Source organism: Streptomyces sp. NBC_00028 (genome assembly GCF_045041065.1).
In the GTDB taxonomy this organism is placed as follows: Bacteria; Actinomycetota; Actinomycetes; order Streptomycetales; family Streptomycetaceae; genus Streptomyces.
The window spans coordinates 9273572-9287993 of sequence record NZ_CP108293.1 but is presented as its reverse complement, the minus strand read 5'-3'; the positions used below and the strand labels follow the sequence as shown (position 1 = coordinate 9287993).

Here is a 14422-nt window from a genome sequence, read left to right as displayed (position 1 = left end):
CGCTCAGCGGCGGCGCCCCCATCCCCCACGCACGCACACCCCACGCACCCACACCCACACCGACCGACCCATCGAGCAAGGACCTCCATGCCCCTGACCGACACGGCGACGGCCCTCCCGCCCCGGCAGACCCTGCCCGCCGAAGAACGCTTCGCCACCGAACTCGCCTTCCTCGCCGCCCACGACGACGGTCCCCGTCCGCCCGGCTGGCTGCTGACGCCCCGCGCCGTGATCACCTTCGTGTGCGGCAGCGGCGGTGAGGCCCTCAAGCTGCCCGAGGCACACCCCGAGCTGCCGGACGAGCTGGTCGTCGCCCCCAAGTTCGTCGGCGAACGCGCCCTGGTGGAGCGGTGCGTGGTCACTCTCGCCGGAGAGCGCGGTCTGCTGCTCGTCGGCGAGCCCGGCACCGCCAAGTCGATGCTGTCCGAGCTGCTGTCGGCGGCCGTCAGCGGCACCAGCGCCCTCACCGTGCAGGGCACCGCGGGCACCACCGAGGACGCGCTGCGCTACGGCTGGAACTACGCCCTGCTCCTCGCCCAGGGCCCGACCCCGCAGGCGCTGGTGGACTCGCCGGTGCTCGCCGCGATGCGCGCCGGACAGGTGGCCCGCGTCGAGGAGATCACCCGCTGTCTGCCGGAGGTCCAGGACGCGCTGGTGTCGATCCTGTCCGACCGGCGGATGAGCGTGCCCGAGCTGTCCGGCACCGAGGACGCCCAGGTGGCCGCAACTCCCGGGTTCACCGTCATCGCCACCGCCAACCTCCGCGACCGCGGGGTGTCGGAGATGTCCGCCGCCCTCAAGCGCCGCTTCAACTTCGAGACCGTGCACCCGATCGCGGACGTCGAGGCGGAGACCGCCCTCGTCAAGCGGCAGGCCACGGCGGCCGTCGAGCGGGCGGGCGCGGCGTTCGGCGTCGACGACGCGGTCCTCGACGTCCTGGTCACCGTCTTCCGCGACCTGCGGGCCGGACGCTCGGTGGAGGGCTGGGACGTGGAGCGTCCCGGCACGGTGATGTCCACCGCCGAGGCGGTGCAGGTCGCCGCCTCCCTGGGCGTCGCCGCCGCCTACCTGCCGGGCGGAGACTCGCTCGACCTGGTGCCCGGCCATCTGCTGGGCGTGGTCCGCAAGGACGACCCGGCCGACCACGCGCGGCTGCTCGGCTACTGGGACGGTCCGGTGCGCCGCCGTGCCGAGGACGGGTCGGCGACCTGGCGCCGGCTCTGGGACCTGCGGGAGAACCTTCGGTGACACGCGTTCAGGAACCGAGGGCGGCCCTCACCGCCCTCGCCGACTCGGTGGCGCCGTACCTGCTCGGCGTACGGCACCACAGCCCGGCGCTCGCCGCCGCGGTGCCCGCCCTGCTGGACGCCTCGGGCGCCGAGGTCGTCTGCATAGAACTCCCCGCCGACTTCCAGCCCTGGCTCACCCATCTCGGCGCTCCCGGCACCGTGGCACCGGTCGCGCTGGCGGGGGCCGGTGACAGCGGACGGCTCGGCTTCTACCCCTTCGCCGACTTCTCCCCCGAACTCGCCGCGGTCCGCTGGGCCCGGGAGCGCGGGGTGGAGGTGGTGTGCTGCGACCTGCCGATGGCGGACCCGCGTTGGAGCGAGACGCCGGCCGGGGACGACGCCCGCGTCCCGGCCGCCGAGGCGCCCACCGCGTTCGCGGCGGCGCTCACCGCGGCCGGAACCGGCCGGGACGGCGACGACATGTGGGACCGCGCCGTGGAGGTCCTCGCCCCGGGGTGCGCCCCCGAGGCCGTACGCCGGGCCGCCCTGGGCGTCGGCTGGGCGCTGCGCCGGGACGCCGAGTCCACGGGCGGGGTGCCCGCGGTGGACCTTGCCCGCGAGGCCCGTATGCGCGAGACGATCGCCCGCGCCGCGCGCGATGGGCGCCGGGTCGCGGCCGTCGTCGGCGCCTTCCACGCACCGGCCTTGGCCGTCGATGCCGCCGAGGCATCGGCACCGGGCGCGCCCGCCCCCGACGACGCGCACCCCTCAGTCGTCACCTCACTCGTGCCCTACGCGTTCGACCTGCTCGACTCCCGTTCCGGATACCCGGCCGGCATCCGCGATCCGCGCTGGCAGCAGGCGGTGTTCACCGCCGCGGGCGATCCCGAGCGCCTGTACGAGGCCGCCGCTCGGGCGATCACCGACGTGTGCCGGGAGCTGCGTGCCGCCGGGCACGTGGCCGGCACCGGCGAGGCCCGGGAGACCCTACGGGTCGCGGGCGACCTGGCCCGTCTGCGGGGGCTCGCCGCGCCCGGCCGCGGCGAGGTGCTGGAGGCGCTGACGACCGTGCTGGGCCAGGGCGAGCCCCTGGGCCGCGGCCGGGCCCTCGCCCAGGCGCTGGAGACGGTGCTCGTAGGCACCGACCGGGGCCGGGTCGCCCCGGGGACGCCCCGCTCCGGGCTCGGCCCGGCCGTCGAGGCGGAACTCGCGGCCCTGCGACTGCCGGGACCCGACGAGCCCGCCGCGCGCGAACTACGGCTCGACCCGCTGCGCTCGGCCCTCGACGGCCGCCGCGAGATCCTCCTCCAACGCCTCGCCGTCTGCGGCACCGGCTACGGCGAACCGGTCCAGGTGTCCGGTACGGGCGACGGGGCCGCGCTCACCACCCGCTGGCGGCTGGCGTGGACCCCTGCCGTGCCCGTCCGGCTGGATCTGGCCGGCATCCGTGGCGTCACCGCGGCCCTGGCCGCCGAGGGCACCCTGCGGGAGACCTTCCGCAGGGAGTCGGCGGAAGGCGGCCCCACCAGCGCCCTCGTCCTCGCGGGGCTCCGCGGCGCCGCCCGGTGCGACCTGCCCGCGCTGGTCGCCGAGCGCCTCGCGGACGCCGCCGAGGTGCTCCCCGCCTGCGGCACCCTTCCCGAACTCCTCACCGCCCTCGACCTGTTGGAGGCGCTGCGCCGAGGCCATCTGCCCGGCACCACACCCGAGAGCCGGCGGTCAGCGGCCGAACTCGCCGCCGAACTCCTGGAGTCGGCCGTACGTTCCCTGCCGGGCCTCGCGGGCAGCGACGACCCGGAGGACGCGGGCGCCCTGATCGCCCTCGCCGCACGCGCGGGCGAACACCGGCTCGGCCTGCGCATGGACGAGGCGTTGAACGACCTCGCGCGCACCGGATCCCCCCTCGTCCAGGGAGCCGCGCTCGCCGCCCGCGTCCTGCTCGACCTGGACGACGCGGACACCCTGGGTTCCCGGGCCGCCGGCTGGATCGACACCGCCACCGGGCCGGACCAGCGGCATGCGCTGAGCCGCCGTCTCGTCGGCCTGCTCGGCGGGGCGGCCCCGCTGCTGCAGTCGGCGCCGACCGCGCTCGACCCCCTGATGGACCGCGTCGACACACTCGCCGACCAGGCATTCCTCGACCGACTGCCCGCCCTGCGCGGTGGGTTCGACACCCTCAGCCCGGCCGGCCGCGACCGGCTCCTGGACACCGTCACCGAGCGTCTGGGCGACCGTCTCGACCTGGCGCTCGGCGCCTCACCGCGCTTGCTCGCGCTGTGGACGGCCGCCGACGCGGCGGGCCGCCGGACGGTCGAGTCGCTGCGCCCGCCCCTCGGCACGAGCCTGCCCACGGCGGAGGACGGGCCCGCGCCGAAGGCCTGCGACACACCGGCCACGCCACCTCCCTCCTCGGCCCACCACCTCACGCCGACCGACCGCTGGCGGCTGCTGCTCGGCCGCGAGAGCGAGAAACTCCCGCAGCACGCCCGCCGTTACGCGCACGCGCTCGACGAGCTGTACGGCACCGGACGCGGCGAGGGCTCCACGGACCTCGGCCGCGAGGGCGGACAGGGCGGCGGACAGGACGCGTCCTTCCCGACCGCCCGCGAATGGTCCGAGGAACTCGACGCGCTGTTCGGCGCCGACGTCCGCGAGGAGGTCCTGGCCCGAGCCGCCGACCAGGGCCGCACCGACGTCCTGACCGAGCTCGACCCGCAGGCCGTGCGCCCCTCGGTCGACCTGCTGACGTCCGTCCTGAATCTGGCCGGCGGCATGCCCGAGCAGCAACTGGCCAGGCTGCGGCCGCTGGTGCGCCGGCTGGTCGACGAGCTGGCCAAGGAACTGGCCACCCGTCTGCGTCCGGCCCTGACGGGCCTGGCCACCCCGCGTCCCACACGCCGTCCGGGAGGCCGGATCGACCTGCCGCGCACCCTGCGGGCGAACCTCGCCCACGCCCGCAGGACGGAGGACGGCCGCACCCTGATCGTCCCGGAGCGGCCCGTGTTCAGCACCCGTTCCCGCCGGGAGGCGGACTGGCGGCTGATCCTGGTGGTCGACGTGTCCGGATCGATGGAGGCGTCCGTCGTCTGGTCGGCGCTCACCGCGGCCGTCCTCGGTGGAGTGCCCACACTGAGCACGCACTTCCTCGCCTTCTCCACGGAGGTGATCGATCTGACGGACCGCGTCGACGACCCGCTGTCGCTGCTGCTGGAGGTGCGGGTCGGCGGCGGCACGCACATCGCGACGGGCCTGGCCCACGCCCGGTCCCTGGTGACCGTCCCCAGCCGGACCCTCGTGGTGGTGGTCAGCGACTTCGAGGAGGGGTATCCGCTCGGCGGACTCCTCGGCGAGGTACGCGCCCTCGCCAACTCCGGGGTGCAGCTGATGGGCTGCGCCGCCCTCGACGACACCGGCACCCCGCGCTACTCGGTCCCGGTGGCCCGGCAGCTCGTCGCGGCCGGTATGCCGGTCGCCGCCCTCAGCCCCCTCGCCCTCGCCCGCTGGGTGGGCGACCGTCTGCGCGGAGAGACCCGTTGAACACCGAACTGCCTCCCGTGGCACCCGAGATGGTCGCCGCCGCCGTGGAACAGCTCACGTCCCGGCTGCGCAAGAAGCTGGACGCCACGATCGAGGCGTACACGGCGCTGCCCGTCACCGTCGAAAACGGCCTGCGGCGTGTGCGCTGCGGTGAGGACGCCGAGGTCACGCTCATGCCCGGACCCTCGGGCGCGGTCACGGACGACGATCAGGCCCGGTGCAGCTGTCTGCTCGCGCCCCGGTGCCTGCATCGCGCGGCGGTCCTCGGTGCCGCTCCGGTGGCCGACCCGGACACGGTCGCCGAGACGCCCAACTCCCCCTGCCAGGAGGGCGAGATGGGGACGCCCGAGGGGGACGAGGGCCCGGCGGCGGCAGCTGACGTACCCGCCCCTGGGCCGACCCCCGCGCAGGTGACGGCCGCCACCGCGCTGTGGGCCGCGGCCGCGGCGATGCTGGCCGCCGGGGTGCCCGGGGCGGGCGCCGTGCCCCAGGCCGAGTTGCTCCGGGCCGCGCACACCGCTCGGCTCGCCGGGCTGCACCGACCGGAGGCCGCCGCCCTGCGGGTCGTCCGGGCGGTGCGCGCCGCCCGCGCCCGTCATGACGGGCACCGGCTGACCGACCTGGTGGCGGCACTGCGCGAACTGCTCCTCACCAGCGGCCTGTTGGCCGCCGCCGACCCCGACCCGGCCCTGGTCGGCACGGCGCGGCGCGCCTACCGGCCCGGCGGTGGGCTGCGGGTGCACGGGGTGTGCCGGGAGCCGGTGATCTCGGCGACCGGTTACGGCGGGGTCGTCACCCATGTCCTGGCCGACGACGGGCGCTGGTTCTCCGTGGCCGACGTCAAGCCCGGCGGCCCCTCCCGGGCGCGGGGCGCCGCCACGGCCACCGTCGCACTCGGCTCCGGCAGCCTCGATCACGCACAGCTCTCCCGGGGCGGGCTGCTGATCTCCGGCGCGACACTCTCCCCGGACGGTCGCCTCGGCGCGGGCAAGGGAGTGCGCGCGACTCCGGTGCCGGGTCTGTCCTGGACGTCGGACCCGCTCGGCGGCCTCTTCTCCCGACCGCTGGCCGAGACCGCGGCGGCACGGCTTGCGAGTGGCACGGCGACCGATCCGGAGCGGTCGGGGCAGCAGGCGGAGGAACTCATCGGCTGCGACCTGGTCGTCGTAGGAGCCAACGAGGACCACCTGTTCGCACGGGAGGTGCGGCCCGACGGGGCGGCCACGGAGGAGGGCCTGCTGATCCGGCTGGTGCCGGCCAACAGTCACCCCGGCCTGGCCCATGCGGTCAACTTCCGCAAGCTGGCCTCGCGGCCGGGGCTGCGGTTGCGGGTCGTGGGGCGTCTCGACCCCGACCGCGCGGCGACGCTGCGACCGCTCGCGGTGGGCCCCCTGCCGGACGGTTCGGCGACCCTGCGGCTGCCGCCGGAGTGGCGGGGGCACGCCGATCTGGGCTACGACCGCCTCGAAGGCGTCCACTTCCCGCCGGCCGACGAACTGCCGCCGGTGACGGGCCTGTCCGAGCTCCCGCCGGACCCGGTGGCGCAGGCGCCGCTGTGGCGGCTGCGGCGGCTGGTCGAGGTCGCCGTGTCCGGTGGGCGCCGGGCCGCCGCCGAGCCCGCGCGCGACGGTGACCGGGCCTCGGGGGCCGCGGCCCTGCGCCGCAGCGGCTTCCGGACGGCCGCGGACCTGGCCGACGCGCTCGCCGCGCAGGCCGACCGGCGCAGCCGCGACGTGTTCGGTCGGACCCGGCAGTCCGATCCGGACGGGTACGCGCGGGCATGGCTCGCCGCGGCCGTCTATCTGACCGGCACGGAGCGGGCCCTGGTGGAGGCGACGTGGCAGCCTGCCACGGCCGTGGGTGAGCACGCGGCCGTCGATCCCCCGGCCGTGGGGTGAGCACGCGGCCGTCGATCCCCCGGCCGCCCCGCACCCTCGGCCCGCCCGTGCCCCCCGGCCGCCCCGCGCCCTCGGCCGCCCGTGTCACCGGCCGCCCCGCACCTTCGTGTCGCCCGCCGCCGACCGGGGTACCCGGGCGGTCGATCGGCACCCCATCAGGAGTGATCACGATGAGCGACCAGACCCCGTCACAGGCCGAGGGCGAACGGGAGGAGGCCGAAACCCGCAACCGGACCGACGGTCCGGCCCCGGAGCGTACGACGCCCTCGCAGGCGGAGGGCGAACGCGACGAGGCGCCCGACGCGTCCGATGCAGACGGCACAGACAGCGCGGACGGCGCGGGCGGTGACGGAGAGTCGACAGGAGCGTGAGCCATGACCAGCCCCGACCCTGAGCCGCGGCGGACCACGGGACTCGAACCCGGGGGCGGGGTACCGCCCGGTGAGACGCCGCCCGGCGAGTCCAGCATGTCCGGGATCTCCCATCCCGAGCCGCCCGAGCTGCGCAAAGCCTGGGGCCCCGTGCCCCTCGTCCTGATCCTGCTGCTGGTGGCCCTGATCGCGGTCGGGCTGATCGGGATGGCCGTGGCCCTGATCGCCTAGCCCGTGTCGGGGACCGTGCGGCGGGTACTCGGGACACCCTCGCCCGGACAGGAAGGGGCAGCGATGACGCAGCACGGCGACGACCCGTCCGGCCGACGCACCGACGTGGCCGAACTGCACCTCGCCCCGGAGGAACCGCAGACCGCCCTCCGGGGCCGTGCGTCCGCGCACGACGCCCTCGCGAACGACACCGACGTCGAGCAGCTCCCGCTCGACCGCAACCAGGCGATCCTGCGGGCCGCGAAACGGACCGGGGCGCTGCTCAAGCAGGCGGGATATCCGTTCGCCCTGGCCGGCAGTGTCGCCGTGTACGCGCACGGCGGTGTGCAGAACCTCCAGCACGACGTCGATTTCTGCATCCGCCCCGAGGACGCCGAGGCGGTGGCGCAGGCGCTGCGCGCGGCCGGACTGCCGGTGCGCAGGCCGCCCGAGGACTGGCTTCTCAAGGCCACCTGCCTCGGCCAGCAGGTCGACCTCATCTTCGAGCTGGCCCACCAGCCGGTCACCGCGGAGTTGCTGGCCCGGGCCGAGGAACTGTCCGTGGAGTCCGTGCACATGCCGGTCCTGGCTCCGACCGACCTCATCCGCAGCCTGATGGCGGCCTTCTCCGAGCACCACTGCGACTTCGGCGCCGTGCTGCCGATCGCCCGCACCCTGCGCGAGAAGATCGACTGGGACGACGTACGCCGCACCTGCGCGGGCGCCCCGATGCCCGACGCCTTCCTCTACTTCCTGGAACGGCTGGACGTCATCCCACCCCAGCAGCGCGAGGAGGTGCCCCGATGACCGACCCCGCCGAGAACGTCGAGTACCGCGTCGCCCACCTCCGCGAGCGCCTGGCCGCCGGGGAGCTGGGTGAACTGGGCGTGCGCGTGGAGGTGCGGGGCCGGATGGTGGTGCTCACCGGCACGGTCCCCTCCGCCCAGTGCCGCGACATCCTGCTGCACACCGCCCGCCAGGAACTGGCCGACCTCGCCGTGCACAGCGATGTCGTCGTCGCCGAGAACACCTCGCCCGATCATGCCGAGGAGCTGCCGTGATCCGCGTCGCCGCCGTGGGCGACATCCACATGGGCGCCGACAGCCAGGGGCTGCTGCGGCCCGCGTTCGACACGCTGCCCGACTGTGCCGACCTGCTGCTGCTCGCCGGTGACCTCACCCGTCACGGCACACCGGAGGAGGCCGGTGTGGTGGCTCGGGAGGTACGGGGGCTGGCGGTGCCGGTCGTGGCCGTGCTCGGCAACCACGACCACCACGACGAGCAGCCCGAGAAGGTCACCGAGATCCTCCAGGACGCCGACGTGACCGTTCTCGAGGGGCAGGCGACGGTCTTCGACTGCGCGGGCACGCGCGTCGGAGTCGCCGGGACCAAGGGGTTCGGCGGCGGGTTCGTGGGCCGCAGCGCGGGCGAGTTCGGGGAGCCCTTGATGAAGGAGTTCGTCCGCTACTCCCGGCGCTGCGCCGACGGGCTGCGGGAATCACTCGACGAGCTGCGGGAGCGGGGCTGCGAGGCGCGGGTCGCGCTCACCCACTTCTCCCCCGTGGCCGACACCCTCGCCGGTGAACCCCTGGAGATCTACCCGTTCCTCGGCAGCTACCTCCTGGCCGAGGCGATCGACACCGGCGGCGCCGACCTGGCCGTCCACGGCCACGCCCACATGGGCACCGAGCACGGGACGACGGCCGGGGGCGTACGCGTCCGCAATGTCGCCCAGCCCGTCATCCGGCGGGCGTTCAACGTGTACCAACTGCACACCGCGGACGAGGCTGGCCGGTAGCAGCAGCCGGCCGGCCCCGGACCTGGCCGTCAGACCCCGTCAGACCGCGTTCACGGGTCGGTACACGGGCTCCCACATGGCCTCGCGGACCCGTTCCTCGATCGTGTCGTCGACGGTCACCCGGGCGACTCCGTCCTCGGCCGCCGCGCGGGCCACGGCGACGGCGACAGCGGTGGAGGTGTCTCGCAGTTCGCTGGTCAGCGGCAGGATGGGCGCTCCCGGCGCGGTCGGGTCGACCTGGGCCGCGACGGCGTGGGCCGCGGCGGCGAGCATGCCGTCGGTGACGCGGGTGGCGCGGGCGACGACGGCGCCCAGGCCCAGGCCGGGGAAGACCAGCGCGTTGTTCGCCTGGCCGATGCGGTGGGTGACGCCGTCCCGGGTGACCGGTTCGAAGGGGCTGCCGGTGGCGACCAGGGCGCGGCCGTCCGTCCAGTCCAGCAGTTCGGCGGGGACGGCCTCGGCGAGCCGGGTCGGGTTGGACATCGGCAGGATGATCGGGCGGTCGGCGTGCTCGGCCATGGCCCGCACGACGCTCTCGGTGAAGGCGCCGCCCTGGCCCGAGGTGCCGATGAGGACGGTGGGGCGGACCCTGCGGACCACTTCCTCCAGGGGGATGCCGCCCAGTTCGTCGTCACGCCGCCAGTCGGAGACCTCGGCGGCGGGGCGGGCGTAGGGGAGTTGGAAGTCGCGCAGGCCGTCCTGGTCCTCGGTGAGGAGCCCGTGGCGGTCCACGGCCCACAACCGGCGGGTGGCCTCGTCGCGGGTGAGCCCGTCCCCGGCCAGGGCGTCGCGGAGCTGGTCGGCGACCCCCATGCCGGCCGTGCCCGCGCCGAGGACCACGACCCGGTGCTCGCGCAGCGGCAGTCCGCTGGCCCGGACGCCGGACAGGACGGCGGCGAGGTTGACCGCGCCGGTGCCCTGGATGTCGTCGTTGAAGACGAACCGCTCCTGGCGGTAACGGTCGAGGATGCGGCGGGCGTTGGCCGGCCCGAAGTCCTCGAAGTGCAGCAGCGCGTCCGGGAAGAGGCGGCCGGCGGTGGCGACGTAGGCGTCGACGAACGCGTCGTACGTCGCCGTGTCCACCCGGGGGTGCCGGTTGCCCAGGTAGAGCGGGTCGTCGAGGAGTTGCTCGCGGTTGGTGCCGACGTCGAGGACGACGGCGAGGGTGCGGGCCGGGTCGATGCCGGCGGCGGCCGTGTAGACGGCGAGCTTGCCCACCGAGATGTCGATGCCACCCACGCCCCAGTCGCCGATGCCGAGGATGGCCTCACCGTCCGTCGCCACGACCAGGTCGACGTCCGTGGCGGTGAGGCCGGAGGCGCGCAGGGCGGGTTCGATGTCTTCCGGGGCGTCGACCGAGAGGTAGATGCCGCGCGGGCGCCGGTACTCGTTGCTGTAGCGCTCGATGGCGGTGCCGACGGTCGGCGTGTACACGATGGGCAGCATCTCGGAGAGGTGGTCGCTCACCAGCCGGTAGAACAGGACCTCGTTCCGGTCGTGCAGTGCGGTCAGGTACACGTGCTTGGCCAGATCGCTGGGCTGCGCGGTGTACTGCCCGTAGGCGCGGTCGGTCTGCTGGTCCAGGGTCAGCGCCCGGGGCGGGATGAGACCGTCGAGGCCGAGGGCGCGTCGTTCGGATGCGCTGAAGGCCGTACCGCGGTTCAGGCGGGGGTCGGCGAGGACGGCGCGGCCACGGGCCGATGTCTCGAAGCCTCGGGTCTGCGGGTTCCACCGGGTGCTCATCGTGTTCTCCAGGAAAGGGTGGGGGGGTTCGGCTTCCATCGAGGTGGAATTCGGTTTCCATCGGGGTGGGGTTCGGCCGGCTCTCATCGTCGTCTTGCCTGATTCGATGCGTCCAATGCCTGGATACGCGGAAACTCATGCGTCAGTAGCATGGTTTTCATGGACGTGCAGGTACTGAGGTCGTTCCGGGCCGTGGCCGAGGGCGCGACCGTGACGCACGCCGCGGCACAGGCGCATCTGACCCAGCCGGCCCTCTCGCGGGCCCTGCGACGGCTGGAGCGCGAGGTGGGGGCCGAGCTGTTCCAGCAGGTGGGCCGGGTCCTGCGGCTGACGCCGGCGGGCCAGGTCTTCAAGGAGCACGTCGACGCGGCCCTGGACCGGATCGACCATGGTCTGCGGGCGGTGCGGGAGACCGTGTCCCCCGAGTCCGGCCTGATCCCGCTGGCGTTCCTGCACTCGCTGGGCACCTGGCTGCTGCCGCCGCTGATCACCGGCTACCGGGAGCGGTTCCCCCTCGCCCGGTTCGAACTGCGCCAGGGCGGCGAGGCCGTCCTGCTCCAGGCCCTCCTGGACGGCACGGCCGACCTGCTCCTCACCGCCGAGGACCCCGGCCATGCCCTGGTCACCTGGCGGCGCCTCCTGGTCGAGCCGCTGTGGCTGGCCGTGCCACCGGGGCATCGGCTGGCCCAGCGCCGCCGGGCCCGGCTGTCCGAGGTCGCCGACGAGCCGTTCATCATGCTGCGCCATGAGCAGGGCCTGCGTGCCGTCACCGAAGCCCTGTGCCGGACGGCCGGGTTCACTCCGCACGCCGGCTTCGAGGGGGACGAGGTGGCCACGCTGCGCGGCCTGGTCGCGGCGGGCCTGGGCGTCTCGCTCCTCCCCCGCCCCCACTCGGCCGCCCCGCCGCCCTCCCGTCGCGCCCCCACCTATCTCCAGGTCACCGACGTGGAGGCCACCCGCGACATCGGCATCGCCTGGCTGACGTCCCGCACCCTGCCGGCCAACTCCCGCCGGTTCATCGACCACGCCCTGGCGCACGCGGCGGGGGTGGCCCGGCAGGAGCAGGAGCACATACCCACGCAGGAGACGTGAGCCCTCGCCGACTCGGGTGGCGATGAGTTTTCCGGACCGGGAGAGTCTCACCACTGTTGTCGACACCACCGTCGTCATGGCCACCGGAGGAACCCGTGCCCCAGCTATTGCGCGTCCAGAACTTCAACGTCTCCAGCGACGGCGTCGCCGCCGGCGAGGACCAGACCCTCGAGAACCCGTTCGGTCTCGACGGCGCCCAGCGGCTGTTCTCCTGGGCCGGGGCGACGGCGAGCTGGCCCAACCGCACCGATCCCGGCGGCAGCCGCGGCCTGGACGACTACTTCACCCGGGACTTCACGCACAACATCGGTGCCGAGATCATGGGCCGCAACAAGTTCGGGCCCCAGCGCGGTCCCTGGCAGGACCACGAGTGGCAGGGCTGGTGGGGCGACGAACCCCCCTTCCGCACCCCGGTGTTCGTGATGACCCACCACCCGCGCCCCTCGATCACCCTCTCCGACACCACCTTCCACTTCGTGAACGCCGACCCGGCCACCGTCCTGGAGCAGGCGCGGCAGGCGGCAGAGGGCAAGGACGTCCGGCTCGGCGGCGGGGTGACCACCGTCCGCCAGTTCCTCGACGCCGACCTCGTCGACACCCTGCATGTGGCGGTCGCCCCGGTGAAGTTCGGGTCCGGGCTGCGGCTGTGGGACTCGCCCGACGAACTCCGGGACCGGTTCCACCTGGAGGTCGTGCCCAGCCCGAGCGGCGTGACCCACCACCTGTTCTGGCGCAAGTGACCGGGGCCGCCGACCACGAAGTCACCACGCTTCTGAGGGTGTTGCACGCCCAGCGCCGCCATGTGCTCGGCATTCTCGACGGGTTGGACGCAGAGGCGCTACGACGTCCCGTGCTGCCGTCAGGATGGCACTGCCTCGGACTGGTCCAGCACCTCGCCCTGGACGTCGAGCGCTTCTGGTTCCGGGCCGTCGTCGCGGGGGACGAGCAGGTGATCCGGGACCTGCCGAGCGGCGACGAGGCGTGGAGGGTGGCCCCGGACCTACCGACCCTGGAGGTACTCGACGGTTACCGACTGGAGGCGGAAAACGCCGACGCCGTCATCACGTCCACCCTTGCCGACACTCCCCTCGCGTGGTGGCCCCACGACCTGTTCGGCGAGCCTCACCTGCACAGCCTGCGGGACGTCCTGCTGCACGTCATCGCCGAGACCGCGTGCCACGCCGGACACCTCGACGCGGCACGCGAGCTCATCGACGGGCGCCGCTGGCTGGTCCTGACATGACCTGACACACCTCCCTCGTACCGGCCGGCCCCGGCGAGCCCGCGGGCCGGCCGGCAACTTCATCCGTTCCGAACCCTTGACGCGCCTCGCATGACTGCGTAGACATGTCCGCGTAGACATGACTGCGCAGTCATTGGAAGGATGCCTGCCGACAGTCGGATGCGATCAGCCGGTCGACGGGAGACACACCATGACGCAAGGGACGAAGCGCGGCGGTAACTCCGCGGCGCCGAGCGGCGTGGACGTGGCCCGGCTCGCCGGGGTCTCGCAGAAGACGGTCTCCCGGGTCTTCAACGACGAGCCGTACGTCTCCGCCGAGGTGCGCCGACGCGTCCTCGACGCCGCCGAACAGCTCGGGTACCGGCGCAACAACGCCGCCCGGGCGCTGGCCTCGGGGCGCACCCGTTCCATCGGCGTGGTCACCCTGGGCACGGCCCTCTACGGCCCCGCCTCGCTCCTCATGGGCGTCGAGCGGGCCGTACGGGACACGGGGTACGCGCTGCGCGTGGTCAACACGATGGAAGGCGATCCGGCGGGCGTCGCCGGCGCGGTCGGCTCACTCCTGGACCAGGGCGTGGACGGCATCGTCATCTCCGAACCCATCGAGGAGGACGGCGACCAGGGAGAGACCCCCCTTCGCGTCGACGTACCCGTCCTCGTACTGGGCGCGCCCTCGCCGGTGACCGCGCCCCTGGTGCTCACCGCGGGCGGCGGCGCCGGACCGATGGCCCGGGCCGCCACCGAACACCTCCTGGAACTCGGACACAAGACGGTCCATCACCTCGCCGGTCCGCAGCGGTGGTACGCCGCCCGCGACCGCCTGGAGGGGTGGCGGGCGGCGCTGACCGCGCACGGCCGGACCGTGCCCGAGGTCTGCGAGGGCGACTGGTCGGCCGCGTCGGGATACGCGGCGGGCCGGGAGCTGGCCCGGGACCCGGAGGTCACCGCCGTGTTCGCCGCCAACGACGACATGGCGATCGGTCTCGTCCGGGCGCTGACCGAGGCCGGGCGGCGGGTGCCGCAGGACGTCGCCGTCGTCGGCTTCGACGACATCCCCGTCGCCGCCTATGTCACCCCGCCCCTGACCACGGTGCGCCAGCCCTTCGACGCCGTGGCCCAGGAAGGGCTCAAGCGTCTGGTGCACGCCATCGAGAACCCGGACGCGACACCGATGCCGGCCGGGGACCCGCCGGTCGACCTCGTCGTCAGGGCGTCGAGCGCACCGCCCGCGAAGGGAGGCCGGGACACCGGACAGTGACCGCCATCTGACCTCCGGCACCTCGACCCGGGCGCCACACCGC

The 14422-nt window shown here is 74.4% G+C and carries 13 protein-coding genes; 12 read left to right on the top strand and 1 reads right to left on the bottom strand.

The window, feature by feature from the left end; all coding sequences use genetic code 11:
* Positions 1-87: 87 nt before the first annotated feature.
* The 8 genes from OG885_RS42115 to OG885_RS42080 all read left to right on the top strand — a co-directional run bounded on the left by OG885_RS42115 (position 88) and on the right by OG885_RS42080 (position 9043).
* Positions 88-1248, top strand: a complete 1161-nt coding sequence (locus OG885_RS42115; protein ID WP_405741790.1) for an AAA family ATPase — start codon at positions 88-90, stop codon at positions 1246-1248.
* A complete protein-coding gene (locus tag OG885_RS42110; protein ID WP_405741787.1) occupies positions 1245-4766 on the top strand; it encodes a vWA domain-containing protein in 3522 nt (1173 codons plus the stop codon). Before OG885_RS42115 ends, OG885_RS42110 begins: the two co-directional genes overlap by 4 nt.
* Positions 4763-6664 carry a hypothetical protein gene (locus tag OG885_RS42105; RefSeq protein WP_405741784.1) on the top strand — a complete coding sequence of 634 codons (1902 nt, stop codon included), beginning with the start codon at positions 4763-4765 and terminating at the stop codon, positions 6662-6664. Before OG885_RS42110 ends, OG885_RS42105 begins: the two co-directional genes overlap by 4 nt.
* A gap of 170 nt (positions 6665-6834) precedes the next feature.
* Positions 6835-7035, top strand: a complete 201-nt coding sequence (locus OG885_RS42100) for a hypothetical protein (RefSeq protein ID WP_405741781.1) — start codon at positions 6835-6837, stop codon at positions 7033-7035.
* 3 nt (positions 7036-7038) lie between these two features.
* Positions 7039-7266, top strand: coding sequence for a DUF6480 family protein (locus OG885_RS42095; RefSeq protein ID WP_405741778.1), 228 nt, complete (start codon positions 7039-7041; stop codon positions 7264-7266).
* Positions 7267-7329: 63 nt separating this feature from the next.
* Positions 7330-8052 (top strand): nucleotidyltransferase family protein, encoded by a 723-nt coding sequence (locus tag OG885_RS42090; protein ID WP_405741775.1) that lies wholly within the window; start codon positions 7330-7332, stop codon positions 8050-8052.
* On the top strand, positions 8049-8306 hold the full coding sequence (locus tag OG885_RS42085; RefSeq protein WP_405741772.1) for a BON domain-containing protein: 258 nt from the start codon (positions 8049-8051) through the stop codon (positions 8304-8306). The genes OG885_RS42090 and OG885_RS42085 overlap by 4 nt, the downstream gene beginning before the upstream one ends.
* A complete protein-coding gene (locus OG885_RS42080; protein ID WP_405741769.1) occupies positions 8303-9043 on the top strand; it encodes a metallophosphoesterase in 741 nt (246 codons plus the stop codon). The genes OG885_RS42085 and OG885_RS42080 overlap by 4 nt, the downstream gene beginning before the upstream one ends.
* Positions 9044-9082: 39 nt before the next feature.
* Here OG885_RS42080 and OG885_RS42075 read toward each other — a convergent pair whose 3' ends face one another.
* The gene (locus tag OG885_RS42075; protein ID WP_405741767.1) at positions 9083-10786 is read right to left on the bottom strand and encodes an NAD-dependent malic enzyme; all 1704 of its coding nucleotides are present in this window, start codon (positions 10784-10786) and stop codon (positions 9083-9085) included.
* Positions 10787-10945: 159 nt separating this feature from the next.
* On the opposite strand from OG885_RS42075, the gene OG885_RS42070 reads away from it, so the two are divergent.
* The 4 genes from OG885_RS42070 (at position 10946) to OG885_RS42055 (ending at position 14379) form a co-directional block, all read left to right on the top strand.
* Complete coding sequence (locus OG885_RS42070) at positions 10946-11878, top strand: LysR substrate-binding domain-containing protein (protein ID WP_405741763.1); 933 nt, start codon at positions 10946-10948, stop codon at positions 11876-11878.
* 95 nt (positions 11879-11973) lie between these two features.
* Positions 11974-12618, top strand: a complete 645-nt coding sequence (locus OG885_RS42065) for a dihydrofolate reductase family protein (RefSeq protein ID WP_405741760.1) — start codon at positions 11974-11976, stop codon at positions 12616-12618.
* Positions 12615-13121 carry a DinB family protein gene (locus OG885_RS42060; RefSeq protein WP_405741757.1) on the top strand — a complete coding sequence of 169 codons (507 nt, stop codon included), beginning with the start codon at positions 12615-12617 and terminating at the stop codon, positions 13119-13121. The genes OG885_RS42065 and OG885_RS42060 overlap by 4 nt, the downstream gene beginning before the upstream one ends.
* 190 nt (positions 13122-13311) lie before the next feature.
* Positions 13312-14379: a LacI family DNA-binding transcriptional regulator gene (locus OG885_RS42055; protein WP_405741755.1), complete on the top strand. Its 1068-nt coding sequence runs from the start codon at positions 13312-13314 to the stop codon at positions 14377-14379.
* The last annotated feature ends 43 nt before the right edge of the window (positions 14380-14422 follow it).